Source organism: Cupriavidus necator N-1 (assembly GCF_000219215.1).
Taxonomy (GTDB): Bacteria; Pseudomonadota; Gammaproteobacteria; order Burkholderiales; family Burkholderiaceae; genus Cupriavidus; species Cupriavidus necator.
The window spans coordinates 761,608-778,003 of record NC_015727.1; the positions used below are offsets into that span (position 1 = coordinate 761,608).

A 16,396-nucleotide genomic window follows, 5' to 3' on the forward strand; every position below is an offset into this window, starting at 1 on the left:
TAGTCGGAGGGCGGGGCGATCAGACCGGTTTGTCGCCGATGATGGTAGCGCGGTTCATGTGGCGAGGTGCAGGGAAATAGTCCTGGATCGCGTAGTGCTGCGTCGCACGGTTGTCCCACAGCGCGATGGTGTTCGGCCGCCATTTCAGGCGCACCTGGTATTCAGGCGCAGCGGCCTGGCGGAACAGGTACTGCATCAGGTCCATCTCGGCCATGCGGCCATCGGAGCCGATGCGGTAGGGGCGCACTCGGGCATAGTTTGCGAAGTGAGTGGTGAATCCCTCGTTGACGAAGAGAATCTTGTCTCCCGTCTCCGGATGCGTGCGAACCACCGGGTGCACCATCGGCGGAAACTGCTTGCGCATTTCGTCGTAGCGCGTGCCGGTAATGCCCTGGCCGAACGTGGGCATGGCGTCGTGGACGCCCTTCAGTTCGCCGATCAGGTCCTTCACTTCCTGCGGCAGCGCCTCGTAGGCAGCCACCATGTTCACCCAGAGGGTGTCGCCCCCCACATCGGGGCAGGTGATGCAACGCAGCATCGAACCCATCGACGGGATCTCGCGCCACGACACATCGGAGTGATATAGGTTCTCGCGCCCGCGCGTGCTGCCGTCGCGGCCGAACACCACCAGTTCCGGGTGATCGGGGTGATGCGGGATCATCGGATGGACTTCCAGCTCGCCGAAGCGGCGCGCGGCGGCCACGTGCTGGGCCGGCGTGATGTCCTGGTCACGAAAGAACAGCACCTTGTACTTCAGCAGGGCGCGGCGCAGGGCGAGGTAGGTGTTGTCGTCCAACGGTTGGCCGAGGTCGATGCCGTCGATCTCTGCGCCGATCGTCGGCGTGCAGCGGGTGGCTGTGAACGGCCATGTTTCGGCGCTGCTGGCTTGCGCGGGGGCGAAGTCGGCGGCGGGAGTGGCTACGGCTTGCATGTTGTCTCTCTCCGAATGCGGTGTTTTATGGCGGATAGGGGCGTCTAGGGATACACGGGCCGGAATCGCTGGCCTGTTGCGCGAAGTTTGCACAACCTGTCATGACAGGTCAATGGGGAGAATCCCATTACTATCATGATAGGTATAATCGCCCACCATCCAGCCCACCCACCCGGCGCGCCCCCCCCGAATCAGGTTCAAATGCCACTTTTCAAAGACATCGAAGCGGAACTCCGCCAGCGCATCGTCAGCAACAGCTGGGTGCCCGGCGTCAAACTGCCTTCGGAAGCGGAGTTGATGGCCGAGTTCTCGGTCAGCCGCATCACGGTCCGGCAGGCGCTGGCCGGCCTGCACAACAGCGGCCTGATCGAGAAGGTCAATGGCAAGGGAAGCTTCGTCACGCGGCCGTCCGACAAGCCCGACCTGGGGCCGCTACATGGCTTCTACGAGACCCACCGCGCACGCGGCAAGACCGCCCATGGCAAGCTGGTATCGGTGCGCAGCATCAAGGCGCCGGCCTTCGTCGCCCGCGCGCTGAAGCTGCCGCCCGACGAGAAAGTGCTGGCGGTGACGACCGTGCGTTATCTCGACGATCTTGCCGTCGGCTACTTCGTCATCATGGGGCGCGAGCCGTTGATGCGGCGGATTGCCGAGGCGGATCCGGAGACCAACGACGTAATGTCGCTGCTGGAAAGCCGGCTGGGCTACCGCCTCAGCGAAGTGGTTTCGGACGTGACGGCGGTCGGTGCGCCGAAAGCCGTGGCGCGACGCCTCGGCGTGGAAGAGGGAGCGCCGCTGCTGCGCCTGCAAAGCACCCCCTACGACTTCGATGGCGGCCCGATCCTCTGCGGCGAACTGTACTTCCGCGGCGAGTCGCAGCCGGTCCGGGTCCGGTCGGTACGACGGACACCGTCATCCGCCCGCTAATTCGCGCCGGCACTTTCCTCTCCGGGCAAAAAAACGCGATGCAGCGGACCGGTACATCTCAGCCGCCTCGAATACGCTGATGCGCTTGTTGCCGGCCGCCCCCTGGAGCATCCCTTCCAATGCATGGCGCTGGCTCGTTCCGATGACGGTGTCGACGTCCGCGTTGGCAAGCGCCCGGCGCGCAGTGGTTTGGCGCTCGTAGTCATCCTGATCGCGTAGACGTTCTAGTACAACCTGATCCTTGAGCAACGCCTGCGCGTAGAACAGTTGCTCGAACAGCGCCCGCAGAATCGCTACTGACTCGATCCAACCCTCGCTCGGCGAGCAGCACCGCTGCCTGACAGGCAGTGATGCTGCGCAACCACGCCGCGAGCGCAATGCGGTGATGTGCCGGGCCAGCAATGCCCTTGCCCATCACTGCCATGGCGGTGCGCGAAGCAACCGAACATTCCCGCAGCAACGCCCCATGGCGTGCCCGGATGTGGTCGCGCAGGACGCTTGCGAATCCCGAGAGGTAGCCGGCCTCATCAAGCGTGGTGCGACCGCCGCTGTGATCGGTACTCATGGGTCACTGTGCCCCATATCGGGCAGCCGGTAGGGTTGTGAATCGCCGCCCTTGCACGCTCGCTTCGCGATCAGGTTCAATTCGTCTGCGCCAAGCGCAGGCAGATCGACACCATCGACCACAGGCCCATAAGCGGTCATGATCGCGTCGAAATTCTTCATGGCCAGGTCGGCGTATTGAATCTTGTGCTTGGGCTCAAGACCAACTTTGCCGGTCTCATCAAGCGACGATGCCCTTGCCTGGGCGTTGCCGAGCGCGGCCCTTTCGTGCTTCTGCACTTAGATACAAGCAGTTGTCGTCCATCCAAGAACTGATCTCTTCAATCACCTTCGTGTCCCGGCCCGCAGAAAGCAACTGCTTGACCCGCTTGAACGCGCCCTGGTGCGCCTCCATTCGCTTGTCGGCCACGAGGGTCCGCAGGGCATGTCGCTGCTTGGAATCCTCGATCAGGAGGTTGAACTGGTGCTTGATGTCTTCCTGCTTCTGAGTGATTTCGGTGACGTCTTCCTTAGAAGCTGTTGCGAAATTAGTTCATGCAGGGCTTTAGCCTGCTCCAGCAAATTAGTGAACAGGCAACGGACAGGAAGGCTTCGTGGACATAGGCATATCGTTCGTATCGAATCTTCAGGCGTCTGAACGAGTGGAGCCAAGCAATCGACGAGGCCGTCGGCTGGGACTGGCTCGACCTCAACCTGGATGACGGCGGCGCGTTGATGGCCTTCCAGATCCGGGACAAGGCGGGGCGCAAGCTCTGGGGAGGCGGCACGTTGCGCGGCGGCGATGGTCACGTGCAGGTACTGGCTCCCGAAAAGGTCAAGTTCATGCCGGTACGCCGTTGGCGCTCGCCTCATAGCGGCACCAGCTATCCGGTTGCCATGCGGTTGAAGGCAGGCGATCTCACGCTCGAACTGGCACCGCTGATGGATGATCAGGAGGTCGACAGCCGCGCAAGCACCGGCGCAGTTTATTGGGAGGGCGCGGTGACCGCGTTGCGGGGAGGCAAGGCGGTCGGACGGGGTTACCTTGAACTGACCGGGTACTTCCAGCGCCTCAATCTTTGACTTGAGGCACGGCCCCGGGGCAAATGAAGCGCCGGTCGAAGCGCCGCCGGCTCTGTCGCAGTATGGGTGACATGACGCTGTCCCGCCCGGTCACGTACGCACAGAGGGCCAATCGCCCATCGACCGAAACGCTGCGCGACCGGATGGCTACGCTGATCGGATCGCAGCTCTGACGGGGCATGCGTGGTTGCGCCGCGATACGGTGCCCCTTCGTCATCCGCCGACGCCTGAGGCCGGCATCGGCCGACACTCCGCCCCTCTCCCTCAGGTGATGCGATCCGACGCGACGCCGTCCGGCGTTGCCGGATAGCAACCGGTTTGTGCCCTTCGCACCGCACCGCATGATGACTCTGGGACACATCCTGACTTTCGCCTTGCGCCTGCTCCGTCCTTCACCTATTAATTTACCATCCATATGGATGGTATATGGATGGCTGTAAGATGGTCCATGGATGATCTGGCGCTCCTTCCATCGCTTGCCCAACGCTTAACGACGAAATGCCCCCTCACAAAGCCGATGCCGCACAACTGACGAACAAACCGAAGGCGGGTGATACGGAAAAAATCACCATCAACCTCGGACCGGTAGACCTCGGGCAGATCGACCTGCTGGTCGAAGAAGGCTTTTACTCGAACCGCTCAGACCTGATCCGGACCGCCATCCGGAACCAACTCGTCGCGCATGCGGTGGTCATCCGGGAAACGGTGAGCCGTCGAGCGTTGGTACTCGGGCTGCAGCACTTTACGAAGAAGGATTTGGAGGCTGCGCGCGCGGCCAATGAAAGACTCGATATCCATGTGCTGGGCCTGGCCAGCATTGCCTCGGATATCAGTCCTGAGCTTGCGCTGGCGACCATCGAATCCATCGTGGTGCTGGGCGCCTTTCACGCGCCGGTCGCAGTCAAGGCTGCGCTGGCCGGGCGCATACGGTAGTTTGCGGCAATTTCGCTGCCCCCCTGGTTCGCCAGGGTTGCCTGGAAACAAGCATGAAAATGAATGACGCGTTCCTCGCCTCGATGCATGAGGCCATGCAGTTGCTGCAGACCGCAGGCCCGATGGAGGCCACCGAGGCCATCCAGCGGGCACTGCGCCAGCACTCGTCCGTGGAAGTGAGAGCCGCTACGGCGGCGCCGATGCCTGCACAGGTGGTTGAACGCCTGCTGACGCACGACACGGCTGCGGCCCAGACCGGCGGTGTCGCCGGTGAACCCGCCGATGCCGCCGCGGTGCATGCTCGCGGCACCGATACCGCGGGCCCGGACAGCGCAGCGGCGCGCGCGCCTGCTCCACAATCCCCGCCCGCCCGTGCTACCGCGCAGGCCAGGCACTTCAGCCAGCGGACCTTCGCAAACCACGCGGGCACCCGCTCGTACAAGCTCTACATACCGGCCGGCAGGCACAGCGAGCCGATGCCGTTGGTCGTGATGCTGCATGGATGCACGCAGGACGCCGACGACATTGCCGCCGGCACCCGCATGAACGAGCTCGCCGACAGGCTGGGCTTTGTCGTGCTGTACCCGATCCAGCCCGCCGACGCCAACGCATCGAAGTGCTGGAACTGGTTCCGGCCGGGTGACCAGCAAGCCGAGCGGGGCGAGCCCTCGCTGATCGCCGGCATGACGCGCGAGGTCATCGCCAGCCACGGCATCGACACCCGGCGCGTCTACGTGGCCGGCCTCTCCGCCGGCGGCGCGATGGCGGCAGTGCTGATCCAGCGCTATCCCGGACTGTTCGCGGCGGCGGGTATCCATTCGGGCTTGCCCGCGGGCTGCGCGCACGACCTGCCGTCCGCGCTGGGCGCGATGCGGGGCGGCAAGGGCATCGGCAGGTCAAAGGCCGGAAGCGCGCCGCTGATGGCGCCGAGCCGACCGATGATCGTGTTCCACGGCGATGCCGACAAGACCGTGCGCCCGTCCAATGGCAGCCGGCTGGTGGCACCTTTCGAGCAAGGCGAGGCGCGCACGGACAAGCAACGCGAGACCGTGCGCGCGGGCCACGACTACACGCGGCACAGGATAACGACGGCTGCTGGCATCGATGCCGAGTACTGGGTGATCCACGGTGCGGGACATGCGTGGTCGGGCGGCAGCCGCCGCGGCACCTACACCGATCCGAAGGGGCCCGACGCCAGTGCGGAAATGCTGCGGTTTTTCCTCGCACATCCGCGCGCGGACTGAAGCGCGCAGGGGGCAGAAACGTGCCGGTTTCTCGCTCCAGATCCGTGCATCGCGCCCCAACCGAGGGCATTTATGCCCTCGGTTTGAGCGTCATCAAAGACCTTGCCGAACACCCTTTAACCCTCGGGATCACGGCCGATAGGAGGGGAATCCAAGCCCCGATCATCGACCCCACGACCTCCGTTTTTTGCACCGCCGAGCGCTTGATGGCGCGCCTGAATATCAACTAGAAGCTCACGCTGATCGCGGTGCTGTTCCTGGTGCCGCTATGTGGCGCGATGTATGTCGTGCTGAGCGCTTCCGCGCATTCGATCCGTGCCACCGATAGTGAAATGCGCGGCCTTGCCATCGTCGGGCACGCGCTCGACTTCATGCGCGAGACCCAGGTGCGTCGCGGCGCCGTCAATGTCGTGCTGGCGGGCAATGTGAGTTTCCCCCCGACCGTCGATGGCCCGGACAACAAGGCCGCCAACCTGGCGCAGTTGATCCCGACCACCGTGGACAACCCCGCCTTCGACCTCGATGCCGGAGCGCGCAAGCTGGAGACGGCGTGGCAACAGATCCGCGCGCTGGGCCTGAACTCTCCAGCCGGGCCGCTGTTCGAGCGGCACAGCGCGCTGGTCCGGCAGACGCAGCTTTACATCGGCGACGTGGCCGACCGCTCCGAACTGGCGCTGGACGGCGAAGCCGCCTCGTACTACCTGATCAGCCTGTTGGTAGGCCCAATGCCAAAGCTGGCCGAGCAGAGCGCGCTGGCTCGCGGCCGTGGCGCCGGCATCATTTAGTTGTACCTTCGGTGATGGAGATCACCGAAGCCCAATATCGACAGATTGAACACTGCTTGCCGCGTCAGCGTGGCAACGTAAGCATGTCGAACCTGCAAATTTTGAATGCGATTCTTTATGTTGCTGAGCACGGTTGCAAGTGGCGCGGTTTGCCAAAACGCTTCGGCCGGTGGCACACGGTCTACACGCGGATGAACCGATGGTCCAAGAGCGGCGTACTGGATCGCGTGTTCACGGAATTGCAGCCTGCGCAGATCGCGTTCGCGCTGTCACCCGGCCAGGCCGGTGATGCACCGCAGGGGCGTGCCCTGCTACAAAGCGTTGGGCCACCAGATCGGCCACTGCACCTGCTAATGGACAAGGCATATGAGGGCGATGAGACGCGACAGCTCGCACTCGACCTGGGCTTCATTCCCGTCGTTCCGCCCAAAAGCAATCGCCTTGAACCATGGGAATATGATCGCGAGATGTACAAGCGCAGAAACGAAGTGGAGCGCCTGTTCCGCCGCCTCAAAGGCTTTCGTCGCATCTTTTCCCGATTCGACAAACTGGACGTAAAACGTTCGCATCAGGATCGAGGCGGTCTCGCTGGATAGCACGGCGATAAAAGTTCATCCTGACGGTACTGGTGCATTAAAAAAAACGGACCCCAAGCCATTGGAAAATCCCGAGGCGGATGGACCACAAAGATTCATATGGTTGCCGCGGATGCTCGAACGGCCATAACGTTGGACCTGAAACACGTTCTTGGCCAGGTCGATCCCCAATTTTCGTAATCTGCATGGTGGACGCCCCTTCCAGTTTGAGTGGTTGATAACACTTCCACTCTGGCACGCCGTCGTCGGGTTGGGGTGTCCCATCCCATTGCTGACATTGGTCGGGCCTCTGCGCCGTGGCATCGCGCCGGTGAGCTTCGGCCAATTGGTTGGTACGGTTGGTCTCAAACAGGCAGCCCAACCGTCCCGTGGACCGGCCATACAGACGTCGTTAATGTTGTTGAATCGATTAGGTACCGCTCAAGCAACAGGCACTCACAATGGCGATTCGCAGATCGTGCTATTACGTCGTCAACGAGGTAGAACTCGTGTCGAATCGCAGAATCGGCCGCCGACTCTGATTAACGTCCATAGCGGCATCGTACTCCATGATTCGGGCTGTCTCATAGCAGACTTCCTCGCCCAAGAATTTTTCCAAAAGATATAGCGTGAGGTCGATTCCGAGTGTTACGCCACCGCCCGTAACAATCTCCCCTTCATCTACGACAACAGCCTCCACCACTTCTGTGTCAGGGCAGTCCCTGGCAAGCGTATTCAACGGACACTCTTCGGGGCCTGTCACAGGGACTTTCGTAGTGGCGACTTTGCCGGCGAGCAGGCCAGCCGCCCCAAGAATCAATGCCCCCGTGCAAACACTTGCGATCGTCTCACTATTGTTAAAACGCCGTCGAATAAAGTCCAAAATCAATTCGTTCTTAACTTGTACTCGCCATCCCGGGCCACCTGTAATGATTACCACGTCAGCCGCCGGTGCATTTGCGAAGGAATAGTCGGTTTCAACCCTCAACCCGTTCTGCAGTTCGACCAGGCCGCCTTTTTCGGAGACTGTGAAATACGAAAGTTCATCTGTTACCCGCTTTGCCATCGAGAGCGTGCCGATGACGGCGAGTTCAATTGGTTCGATGTGATTGTACAAAACGATTGCCACGCGCATCATTATGCCTCTAATTTAGATAGTCCACGAACACTAACCGGCGGTGCCCGTTGGTTTGAGAAAGCGCGAGTCAACGTAATCACACGCTTTCAATACTGGTCGGTTCTGTTACTACAACGATCGCCTGGGCATCGCCTTCAAGGGCTCGCCCGCGATGGGGTGTGCTCGACTCGAAATACAAGCTGTCGCCTGCTTCGAGCACGTAGCGCTGAAGCTTTCCCCCGATCTTGAACTCGAACTCTACTTTTCCCGATAGCAAAAAGACGAATTCTTCGCCAGGATGCTCGAAAAAGTAATCGAGGTTGATTTCAGAGGGGAAGGTGAACATAAACGGATCCATGTGTTTGGCGTGCTTCTTATGCGCAAGACTCACATAGTCGTATCCGTAGGCACTCCCTCCCCGAACTACGGGTTTTCTCTCCCAGTGATGGACGATTGAAACTGGTGAGTCGACACTATCGTCTGAGGCCGTCGTCCCACTCTGGTCTGGATCCAGAAAGAAGTAGCTCAGCTCCAATCCCATCGCCCGCGCGATACGCGCTAGCGATGCGATAGGAGGCGCCTTCTTTCCATTTTCAATCTTGGAGAGGTACCCCTTCGTGAAGCCGGACCGATCAGCGAGCGCTTCCAGCGTAAGACCCTGTTCAATTCTGGCTTGCCGCAGCCGTTGGCAGACAGCCTCCTCATCCTCTGAAGGGGAGAGGGTTGAACCGGGATCCTGCCGGGGTGCTCGCTCGGACTGCAAGAAACTTCGATTTCGCTCTAGAGTTTTGGCCGTCATGCTTGCAATTTCCATTCGCCTAGAAGTAGGGATGGGAAACTTCATCTGTTTCCCATGAAGATTGTAAGCGGATTCGATCGGCGAATCACCCTAAAATGTGCATTACTGGCCTCTTATTTGCCGTCAGACTTCGGCAAAAAACCGTTTAGGACTCAAACAGGCTGTCGCGATAAGTTTCCGGACTGAAAACAGTAGCAATGAAGGTTACGGCGCCCAGAACAGCAATCATGACGGCTACGCCAATGAAATGGCCTTGGCGAGCCAGCAATGCAGTAGCAAGCATTGGTGCGAGGCCGCCACCTATTCCTGCTGCCACCTGGCATCCAAGCGACGCCCCACTGTATCGAACCCTTGTTCCGAAAAGCTCAGGCAGCAAGGCGGCCTGCGGTCCATACATGGAGCCATGACCTAGGTTCATGCAGACGGCAATTGTAAGTGCGATCACGACCGAACTGCCCGTCTGGATGCTGAGAAACATGGGGTATGCGGCTGCGATGGTAAAGACAGAGCCCACGAAGTACAGTGTCCGGCGACCCCAGCGATCCGAGAGCCACCCAAACAGGGGGATGGTAATTAGCTCCAGCGCAGCACCGAGCAACACACCATCCAGAATGATGGCTTTTGGAATGTGCAACACCGTAGTGCCATAGACCACCACAAATACCGTGAGGATATAGACCCAAGCAACCTCACAAACCTTGAGACCAATACTGATCAAGAGGTTGCGCTTATGCTTCGTCAACACTTCCAGAAGAGGGATCTTGGGCGGCTGTTCGCTGCTTGCTGCTGCAGCCTCAAAAACAGGTGATTCTGTGACCTTGAGACGAATGTAGAAGCCAAGGAGCACTAGTACGGAGCTGAGCAAGAAAGGGATGCGCCAGCCCCAAGAAAGAAACTCTGCATCAGGCATACGGCTCAAATAGGCGAATATTCCAGTCGAGGCAAGCATCCCAAGTGGGAAACCAATCTGCACCAGGCTGCCAAAAAATCCGCGCTGGTTGCGTGGCGCGTGCTCGATAACCATGAGAGCCGCACCACCCCATTCACCGCCGATGCCGATCCCTTGAATCACTCGCAACAGGATCAGCAGCGCTGGCGCCCAGGCCCCAATTTGCGCGTACGTAGGTAGTAAGCCGATTGCAAACGTTCCCCCGCCCATCATGAACATTGTGGTCATGAGCATAGTTTTGCGACCGATCTTGTCGCCAAAGTGTCCGAAGACAGCACCTCCCAGTGGACGAGCAATGAATCCCACAGCAAATGACCCAAGCGCTGCAAGCGTGCCCATTAGCGGATCCAGCGAGGGAAAGAAAAGCTTGTTGAACACAAGCGCAGCGGCGGTCCCATAAAGCAAGAAGTCATACCACTCCACCATAGTGCCGATGACGCTTGCCATTACCACCTTGCCCATGCTGTTGCTGGCACTGGTTTGATGTGAGGAGGGAGAGACCCCCACCACGCGACCTGAGTCGGAAAACGCATCCATGAATGTCTCCTGTTTCCTATTCGTCCTTTCGGCGGACATGTTGTTTCATAGAACAGCGCTTGCATAGTACACCGACAGGAAACTTTAGCAAGCATGCAAGGGTAAACAAGGAAACAAATGTGCCGTAAAGGTAACTGCATCTCGGATATCACCCAAAAATAGGTTGACTAAAGGGAAACTTGGCACTACATTGTGGAGCGTGCGGCAGCGCATTTGCACCTGCACCAAGCAAATCCACTAGGTCACATAGGAGACGACTCATGACCGACATCGCTGAAAGCAAGCACTTTGCTGAGCGCCTGAAAGGCAAGCTGGATCCCACTCCCGGAGGGTCTGTATATGTGGATCCGAACACCTTCGAATGGGAGCCCTCCCAGTTCGAAAAGATTTCCATGAAAGTGCTGTACCGCAACGACGAGGCCGGAGAGATGACGGTGCTCCTGAAATGGGAGCCGGGTGCAGTGCTTCCCTTCCACAAGCACCCCGAAATTGAGCAGAGCTACGTACTGGAAGGCTCGTTCTACGATCACGACGGCATCTGCCGTGCAGGGCAGTTTGTTTGGCGCCAACCTGGCTCGTTGCATGAGACCCACTCTGACGAGGGCTGCTTGCTTCTCGCTGTCTACCGTAAGCCAAACGTCTTTTTTGGTACCGCAGGCTTCCGCAAGTCTTCGTAAGACCACGGCCGACCGGTAGGAGAACTGCGGGCTTACCGCAGTTCTCTGTAAAGGAGCAGATCATGGCGTACGTAGTAACCGAGCCCTGTATCAATTGTCGCTACGGAGAGTGCGTAGGGGTCTGTCCCGTAGAGGCGTTCCATCAAGGGCCAAACTTCATGGCAATCGATCCTGAAGTTTGCATAAACTGCTCAATATGCGAAATGATCTGCCCGGTTGCGGCGATCAAGAGCGAGTACGACCTTAAAGACTCTGAGCAGCAGTTCACCGAAATCAACCGCCGTTTGGCCAACACATGGCCAGCCGTAAATGTCGGTGATGGCCCCCTGCCCGAGGCCGACGCATGGTCATCCCGCCGCAATAAGGTCGAGTTCTTAGAATGACCTTCGTATTTGCGGACTGGCCCTGAACAGATGCAGCAAAGGTGATGGGAGCATGCGAGCAAACGTGGGTTCGGGGAGCGCAATCCTACGAAAATTGCGGTCGCGTCGGATGCGTGGCACACCTACCCGGACACCGGCTACGAAAGAGCTGCAGATTGCGATTCTGCGTGGGATTGCTTCGGCTGCCCAGCAATCCAGGTAATTCCCGGATTTCCAGTCCAGCACGTAGTCCAGCCAAAGCATTGGTGCGCAGGCGGTTTCGAAGCGCCTCGGATACAGGGGCTCGTAGAAGTGCGTACAGGCGTCTAGCTTCAGGGGGCTGAAATGGTCGTTTCCGTGAGCGGCTATTTCTTGTCCGACGACGGTCCATCTATCTTAGGGCTTGTGCGATGCGGGCGCTTGCACGTGGGATTGGACGAGCGGCAGAAACGGCCGATGACCATCCGACAAAAGTACGGTGGTCCGTTGTTTGAGCGGAGCGGCCGCATGAATGGCTGTCTGAGCGCGAAGACGCACAGCTGACGATGGCCGGCTACTGACGTTGCCGTTTCGCTATCTCTGGATCGATAAGGCACGATAACCGGGCCTTATTATCCAGGGCGGCGCCGCCTCGCGCTTTTTTCTGAGCGCAATCGCCCACGGGTTGGCGTCCCATGCGCCTGCGCCATTCGTGTGCGGTATATACAGCATGGTGAGATTTGTGACGACAAAGCCACAATCACAGAACTCATACCGCACACGTGACTGCAAATCATCTTCGCTGAGGTCCAATCGTTTCGGATATTGCGAATTCGATTATTTCGAATTACTATACACTCACATGTCTTCCGGGGGACTTCCCATGCACGCAACCATCACCAACACGACGCTGCCTTCGGCAGACGAAAGTGCTATCGCTCGGGAATCGAGCCGCAGCCTGGCGGTGGCCTTGGACAGCCGATCCGATACGCAGCAATTCGATTTCAAGACTGACAAGGGCGAGTTGCATAGTGTCACATTGCCCACCTCTGCGCTGAGGCTTCTCGTCGAGGTTCTCGCGGAAATCGGCCAAGGGAACGCCGTCTCCATCATTCCCATTCACGCCGAGCTGACGACGCAAGAGGCCGCGGACCTGCTTAACGTCTCTCGACCATACTTGGTTCAGCTTCTGGAGAAGGGCGAGATTCCGTTCCGTAAAGTCAACACGCATCGGCGCGTCCTCTACCAGGACGTTGTCAGCTACAAGCAGCGCATTGATGACGAGCGACGCAAGGCACTAGACGAACTCGCAGCGCAGGCCCAAGAGTTGGACATGGGCTATTGAGCATGACTTCCAACTTCGCTGTAGTCTACGATGCCTGCGCTCTCTATCCTGCTCCGCTGCGCGATCTGCTGATGCGGCTCGCGCTGACCGACCTGTACCGTGCAAAGTGGGCGAATCAAATTCATGACGAGTGGATTCGCAACCTCCTTGCGCGGCGGCCGGAGCTTTCCGCGGATCGCCTTGCAGGCACGCGCGAACTGATGAACCGAAGTGTTCGCGATTCGCTGGTTAGCGGCTATGAGCACCTTATTGAGTCCATTGAGTTGCCTGATCCTGATGATCGACATGTGGTTGCGGCCGCAATTCATAGCGGCTCGGAGGCAATCATCACGTTCAATATGAAGGACTTCCCGGAAACCGCACTCAAGGAGTTCAACGTCGAGGCGATCCACCCGGACGATTTCGTCGTGGACCTCTTTGATCTGAATGCAGGGAAGGTCCTGGCGGCAGTGGCGGAACACCGTGCATCTCTGAAGAATCCACCGAAGTCTCCTTCGGAGTATTTGACTACCCTTTCGGCGCAAGGCCTGACGCAAACGGTGTTGATCCTAACGCAGTACAGTCTGGCAATCTGAATCCCCGGCCTCATCTTGGCATTCCGCCGCGACCGATGCTCGGCCTCCAGACGTCGTGGCAAGGCGGCGACGATCGGGTACCGCAACGCCGCGGGGCAGAGTTGGGACGGGCAGGGTGAGATGCCCGACTGGCTGCGGCGGGCGGTCAATGCGGGGCAGAGTGTGGAGTTTTACCGGGTCGGATAGTGATGCTTGAGGTTATCCCCCGCTTCAACAGCGGATCGGTCTGAGGCCCCGAACTTCCTGTGATAGCGGCTCCCTTTGTCTTGGCATGCTCCCGACTGGGGGTGGGAACATAAGAATAGCCTTGCTACGCCTTACTTCGACGTCTGACCACCACGCACATGGCAAAGCGCAGAATTGACAGTAAACGCGAACAGCGCATCTCGATGGAGATCGTTGTCGACGCATACACCGAAGAAGAATGCGCGATGGCGTGGTACTGCCATCTTGAAGAAACACTGAGCTTTCCATTCGAAGCGCGGGTACGTCAAACCTTGGCCGCTTCTCCGCTACGCGTCAGTGAGCAAGTCTGCGTCACCGGACTCGCTCATGACCAATTGTGCCGCTTTGCCATTTTTGTTCGAGCGCAGCACAACCAGCGTGATCTCGTCGTTCCCCTTGCCCAACTTGTCCCGCTTCGCGCCAACCAGAGCACGAGGCTTGCGGTCTCCGACTGGCACTACTGGTGCGACCAAGGCTACAGCTTCTGAGCATCCCAAGCCCATGCGCAGCCGGACACATCCTTCGCCTGAATCCCCAGTGGTGGGGCCAGTTTGGCCCGCTTTCACGTCTAACTACGGCGGGCGAAGGTGGGGATGAATGCGAGGACCTATCCGCTGCAGAAGCGCGATTCCAAATTGTGCGGACTATCATTACGTTTGCTGAATTCCAGGCCTTTACCACTAGGCCGGAAGCGGCCTGAAGAATTGCCCTGATTGCCTATGCCCATAATTTCCCTCAATGAAGCGCTGAACAATCTCACGGTAGACAATCTGAAATCGCTGATGCGCTGGCTTCCAGATGCTCCACGCATCGGCAAGAAGGGTGGGCTGGTTGAAGAGATCCTACGGAACCTTGCCGGCGACAGGCTGAACGCGCTGTGGGAAGGGCTAGACGAAACTCAACGTCTGGCGGTGGCAGAGGCCACGTATGCGGGCGACGGCTGCTTCAATGCCATGCAGTTTCGAGCAAAGTACGGGCGTTTGCCGAACTTTTCGGTCCGGGACGAGCGGCGCCGATACCACCAGCATGGGCCGCCCACGGCGTTGTGCCTGTTTCTGTACTACCAGAACGGATTGCACTGCGTGCCCACCGATTTGAAGGAGCGGCTCATGGCATTCGTGCCCGCGCCCGAGCCTGTCCGGCTGGACACGGTCGATACGCTTCCCGGAATGTTCGGTGAAAGCCCGTTGACGGTGCGGCTGTGTGAGCGCGATGCCCTGGTGGATCTACCGCTGTTACTGCGTCTGGTGGATCAGGGAAAACTTAAGGTCAGCGAGAAGACATCGCTGCCGGGCACGGCAACGTTGCAATTGTTGTGCGGGCAACTTTCCGGTAGCGACTACTACGCCGAGCACGCGCCGGGTCCCACCGATCAGGAGATTGGGCCAATCAAGGCACTTTCTTGGCCGATGCTGCTTCAGGCAGCCGGGCTTGTGCAACGTAACGGCAGCAAGCTGGTGCTAAGCAAGGCCGGACTGACAGCCCTGGCGACCCCAACGGCTGACGTGCTTGGGACAATCTGGCGGAAATGGCTAAAGGCGACGCTGCTTGATGAATTTAGCCGCATCGATGTCATCAAAGGGCAAAAGGCCAAGGGCGGTGCGATGGCTGCAGCGGCGCCGCGCCGCGCCGCGATCGCCGAGATGCTGCAGCGTTGTCCGGCCGGCGAGTGGATCAGCATCGACGCGCTTTCTCGCTTCATGGTGGCAACTGGGCGTACTTTCGACGTGGCCCGCGACCCTTGGAGTCTTTACATCTGTGAGCCGGACTACGGCAGCCTGGGGCACAGCGGCTACCATGACTGGGACATTCTACAGTTGCGCTATATGCTCTGCTTCCTGTTTGAGTATGCGGCGCCACTTGGCATCATTGATATCGCATACACCGAACCGGCGGGGGCTCGGCCTAATTTTCACGATATGTGGGGAACGGATGAACTCCAGTTCCTCAGTCGCTACGATGGCCTGGCCTATTTTCGCGTGACCTCGTTGGGTGCCTATTGCCTTGGCGCCAGCGGCCACTACACGCCGGCGCCGGTCCAGTCTAGCGTAAGGCTGTCTGTCATGCCCGGCATGCAGGTCAAGGTTATCGCGGGCCGTCTGTCGGCAGAAGAATCGCTGGTTCTGGGCGTGTGGGCGACCGAAGAGGCGGACAGACTCTGGCGGCTGGACCTTCAGAAGGCCATCGTAGCAGTCGAGAGGGGGCATGACATCGCCGAACTTCGCGAATTCCTGCAGGGACGGGACCACCAGCCGCTGCCAGACACGGTGGAATCCTTCATCAAGCGGGCTGGCAAGCAGGGCAAGGCGCTGAAAGTCGCGGGGACCACGCTGCTGATTGATTGCAATGACGCGCAAATGGCAGCCATGCTGGCCACGCGCAAGGAGACCGCCCATCTGTGTCTGCGCGCCGGTGATAAGCATGTGGTAGTGCGGCTCGAGGACGAAGAAAAGTTCCGGACACATATTCGCGCGTTGGGCTATGGGATGACGGCCTGAGGTTTGCGCCCGTCGGTGGTGCCATGCCAGGGGCGAGCGCCATGCGACGGGAAGATAGATGGGTGACGGCCCGGCCGCAGACGCAGGCCCTGGTGCTGGCGGGTGGCTCGATGCCGCCGAGCGGGTCCCGGTGACGTCCCGTCCCCCATCGTATTTGGGCCAAGTCCAAATGCCGTACCGATTCCGGCTCATAAGGCAACTACCGGGTCGCCAGGGCGCAGCCCCCACAGGGTGCGCCGGCGCCAGGCGTAATGGAATCCCTGAAGCAGGTCGCGCGGCGGGGCAGTGCAGTGCGGGGTGGTATCGTACGAT

The 16,396-nt window shown here is 59.5% G+C and carries 18 protein-coding genes and 3 pseudogenes; 14 read left to right on the top strand and 7 right to left on the bottom strand.

Going from position 1 to position 16,396, the window contains the following annotated elements:
- Window positions 1–19: 19 nt before the first annotated feature.
- A complete protein-coding gene (locus CNE_RS33510; RefSeq protein ID WP_013959188.1) occupies window positions 20–931 on the bottom strand; it encodes a TauD/TfdA dioxygenase family protein in 912 nt (303 codons plus the stop codon).
- Window positions 932–1,132: 201 nt separating this feature from the next.
- Here CNE_RS33510 and CNE_RS33515 point away from each other — a divergent pair, with 201 nt between their 5' ends.
- Complete coding sequence (locus CNE_RS33515) at window positions 1,133–1,858, top strand: GntR family transcriptional regulator (RefSeq protein ID WP_013959189.1); 726 nt, start codon at window positions 1,133–1,135, stop codon at window positions 1,856–1,858.
- Here CNE_RS33515 and CNE_RS33520 read toward each other — a convergent pair.
- From CNE_RS33520 to CNE_RS40860, 3 genes and pseudogenes are all read right to left on the bottom strand, one after another.
- Window positions 1,844–2,260 (bottom strand): hypothetical protein, encoded by a 417-nt coding sequence (locus CNE_RS33520; RefSeq protein ID WP_013959190.1) that lies wholly within the window; start codon window positions 2,258–2,260, stop codon window positions 1,844–1,846. The genes CNE_RS33515 and CNE_RS33520 overlap by 15 nt on opposite strands.
- Before the next feature lie 159 nt (window positions 2,261–2,419).
- Entirely contained in the window at window positions 2,420–2,701 is a 282-nt protein-coding gene (locus CNE_RS33525; RefSeq protein ID WP_013959191.1) for a hypothetical protein, read from the bottom strand.
- 248 nt (window positions 2,702–2,949) lie between these two features.
- Window positions 2,950–3,075, bottom strand: a pseudogene (locus CNE_RS40860) (IS5/IS1182 family transposase); the annotation flags it as partial.
- A gap of 1 nt (window position 3,076) precedes the next feature.
- On the opposite strand from CNE_RS40860, the gene CNE_RS33530 reads away from it, so the two are divergent.
- The 6 genes and pseudogenes from CNE_RS33530 to CNE_RS41340 all read left to right on the top strand — a co-directional run.
- Window positions 3,077–3,484 (top strand): lipocalin family protein, encoded by a 408-nt coding sequence (locus tag CNE_RS33530; RefSeq protein ID WP_269148753.1) that lies wholly within the window; start codon window positions 3,077–3,079, stop codon window positions 3,482–3,484.
- Window positions 3,485–3,982: 498 nt separating this feature from the next.
- Window positions 3,983–4,417, top strand: a complete 435-nt coding sequence (locus CNE_RS33535; protein WP_013959193.1) for a CopG family transcriptional regulator — start codon at window positions 3,983–3,985, stop codon at window positions 4,415–4,417.
- A 53-nt stretch (window positions 4,418–4,470) separates the two neighbouring features.
- The gene (locus tag CNE_RS33540; protein WP_013959194.1) at window positions 4,471–5,661 is read left to right on the top strand and encodes an extracellular catalytic domain type 1 short-chain-length polyhydroxyalkanoate depolymerase; all 1,191 of its coding nucleotides are present in this window, start codon (window positions 4,471–4,473) and stop codon (window positions 5,659–5,661) included.
- A gap of 248 nt (window positions 5,662–5,909) precedes the next feature.
- A complete protein-coding gene (locus CNE_RS33550; RefSeq protein ID WP_013959196.1) occupies window positions 5,910–6,446 on the top strand; it encodes a hypothetical protein in 537 nt (178 codons plus the stop codon).
- Between the two features lie 14 nt (window positions 6,447–6,460).
- Window positions 6,461–7,042 carry a transposase gene (locus tag CNE_RS40025; protein WP_085959710.1) on the top strand — a complete coding sequence of 194 codons (582 nt, stop codon included), beginning with the start codon at window positions 6,461–6,463 and terminating at the stop codon, window positions 7,040–7,042.
- A pseudogene (locus CNE_RS41340) lies at window positions 7,008–7,183 on the top strand (IS5-like element ISCARN85 family transposase); the annotation flags it as partial. The gene CNE_RS40025 and the pseudogene CNE_RS41340, both read left to right, overlap by 35 nt.
- Before the next feature lie 322 nt (window positions 7,184–7,505).
- Here the strand turns inward: CNE_RS41340 and CNE_RS33560 are convergent.
- The 3 genes from CNE_RS33560 to CNE_RS33570 all read right to left on the bottom strand — a co-directional run bounded on the left by CNE_RS33560 (window position 7,506) and on the right by CNE_RS33570 (window position 10,423).
- Window positions 7,506–8,159, bottom strand: coding sequence for a DJ-1/PfpI family protein (locus CNE_RS33560; protein WP_013959199.1), 654 nt, complete (start codon window positions 8,157–8,159; stop codon window positions 7,506–7,508).
- A 76-nt stretch (window positions 8,160–8,235) separates the two neighbouring features.
- Window positions 8,236–8,937 carry a helix-turn-helix domain-containing protein gene (locus CNE_RS33565; protein WP_148271766.1) on the bottom strand — a complete coding sequence of 234 codons (702 nt, stop codon included), beginning with the start codon at window positions 8,935–8,937 and terminating at the stop codon, window positions 8,236–8,238.
- Window positions 8,938–9,082: 145 nt separating this feature from the next.
- Window positions 9,083–10,423, bottom strand: coding sequence for an MFS transporter (locus tag CNE_RS33570; protein WP_013959201.1), 1,341 nt, complete (start codon window positions 10,421–10,423; stop codon window positions 9,083–9,085).
- Between the two features lie 260 nt (window positions 10,424–10,683).
- On the opposite strand from CNE_RS33570, the gene CNE_RS33575 reads away from it, so the two are divergent.
- The 7 genes and pseudogenes from CNE_RS33575 (at window position 10,684) to CNE_RS33600 (ending at window position 16,084) form a co-directional block, all read left to right on the top strand.
- The gene (locus CNE_RS33575; RefSeq protein WP_013959202.1) at window positions 10,684–11,100 is read left to right on the top strand and encodes a cupin domain-containing protein; all 417 of its coding nucleotides are present in this window, start codon (window positions 10,684–10,686) and stop codon (window positions 11,098–11,100) included.
- A 158-nt stretch (window positions 11,101–11,258) separates the two neighbouring features.
- Window positions 11,259–11,483 (top strand): DUF3470 domain-containing protein, encoded by a 225-nt coding sequence (locus CNE_RS33580; protein ID WP_238553146.1) that lies wholly within the window; start codon window positions 11,259–11,261, stop codon window positions 11,481–11,483.
- An 841-nt stretch (window positions 11,484–12,324) separates the two neighbouring features.
- Complete coding sequence (locus CNE_RS33585; RefSeq protein ID WP_012354456.1) at window positions 12,325–12,786, top strand: excisionase family DNA-binding protein; 462 nt, start codon at window positions 12,325–12,327, stop codon at window positions 12,784–12,786.
- A gap of 2 nt (window positions 12,787–12,788) precedes the next feature.
- On the top strand, window positions 12,789–13,361 hold the full coding sequence (locus CNE_RS33590) for a PIN domain-containing protein (protein WP_013959204.1): 573 nt from the start codon (window positions 12,789–12,791) through the stop codon (window positions 13,359–13,361).
- A gap of 78 nt (window positions 13,362–13,439) precedes the next feature.
- Window positions 13,440–13,547: pseudogene (locus CNE_RS40035) on the top strand (H-NS family nucleoid-associated regulatory protein); the annotation flags it as partial.
- A 158-nt stretch (window positions 13,548–13,705) separates the two neighbouring features.
- Complete coding sequence (locus CNE_RS33595) at window positions 13,706–14,074, top strand: calcium-binding protein (RefSeq protein WP_013959205.1); 369 nt, start codon at window positions 13,706–13,708, stop codon at window positions 14,072–14,074.
- A gap of 231 nt (window positions 14,075–14,305) precedes the next feature.
- The gene (locus tag CNE_RS33600; RefSeq protein WP_013959206.1) at window positions 14,306–16,084 is read left to right on the top strand and encodes a hypothetical protein; all 1,779 of its coding nucleotides are present in this window, start codon (window positions 14,306–14,308) and stop codon (window positions 16,082–16,084) included.
- The last annotated feature ends 312 nt before the right edge of the window (window positions 16,085–16,396 follow it).

Coding starts and splice junctions, on each gene's coding strand:
- CNE_RS40025 (WP_085959710.1), top strand. CDS start 6,461: ATGGAGATCACCGAAGCCCAATATCGACAGATTGAACACTGCTTGCCG.
- CNE_RS33585 (WP_012354456.1), top strand. CDS start 12,325: ATGCACGCAACCATCACCAACACGACGCTGCCTTCGGCAGACGAAAGT.
- CNE_RS33570 (WP_013959201.1), bottom strand. CDS start 10,423: ATGGATGCGTTTTCCGACTCAGGTCGCGTGGTGGGGGTCTCTCCCTCC.
- CNE_RS33510 (WP_013959188.1), bottom strand. CDS start 931: ATGCAAGCCGTAGCCACTCCCGCCGCCGACTTCGCCCCCGCGCAAGCC.
- CNE_RS33580 (WP_238553146.1), top strand. CDS start 11,259: ATGGCAATCGATCCTGAAGTTTGCATAAACTGCTCAATATGCGAAATG.
- CNE_RS33600 (WP_013959206.1), top strand. CDS start 14,306: ATGCCCATAATTTCCCTCAATGAAGCGCTGAACAATCTCACGGTAGAC.
- CNE_RS33540 (WP_013959194.1), top strand. CDS start 4,471: ATGAAAATGAATGACGCGTTCCTCGCCTCGATGCATGAGGCCATGCAG.
- CNE_RS33535 (WP_013959193.1), top strand. CDS start 3,983: ATGCCCCCTCACAAAGCCGATGCCGCACAACTGACGAACAAACCGAAG.
- CNE_RS33590 (WP_013959204.1), top strand. CDS start 12,789: ATGACTTCCAACTTCGCTGTAGTCTACGATGCCTGCGCTCTCTATCCT.
- CNE_RS33595 (WP_013959205.1), top strand. CDS start 13,706: ATGGCAAAGCGCAGAATTGACAGTAAACGCGAACAGCGCATCTCGATG.
- CNE_RS33560 (WP_013959199.1), bottom strand. CDS start 8,159: ATGATGCGCGTGGCAATCGTTTTGTACAATCACATCGAACCAATTGAA.
- CNE_RS33565 (WP_148271766.1), bottom strand. CDS start 8,937: ATGACGGCCAAAACTCTAGAGCGAAATCGAAGTTTCTTGCAGTCCGAG.
- CNE_RS33515 (WP_013959189.1), top strand. CDS start 1,133: ATGCCACTTTTCAAAGACATCGAAGCGGAACTCCGCCAGCGCATCGTC.
- CNE_RS33575 (WP_013959202.1), top strand. CDS start 10,684: ATGACCGACATCGCTGAAAGCAAGCACTTTGCTGAGCGCCTGAAAGGC.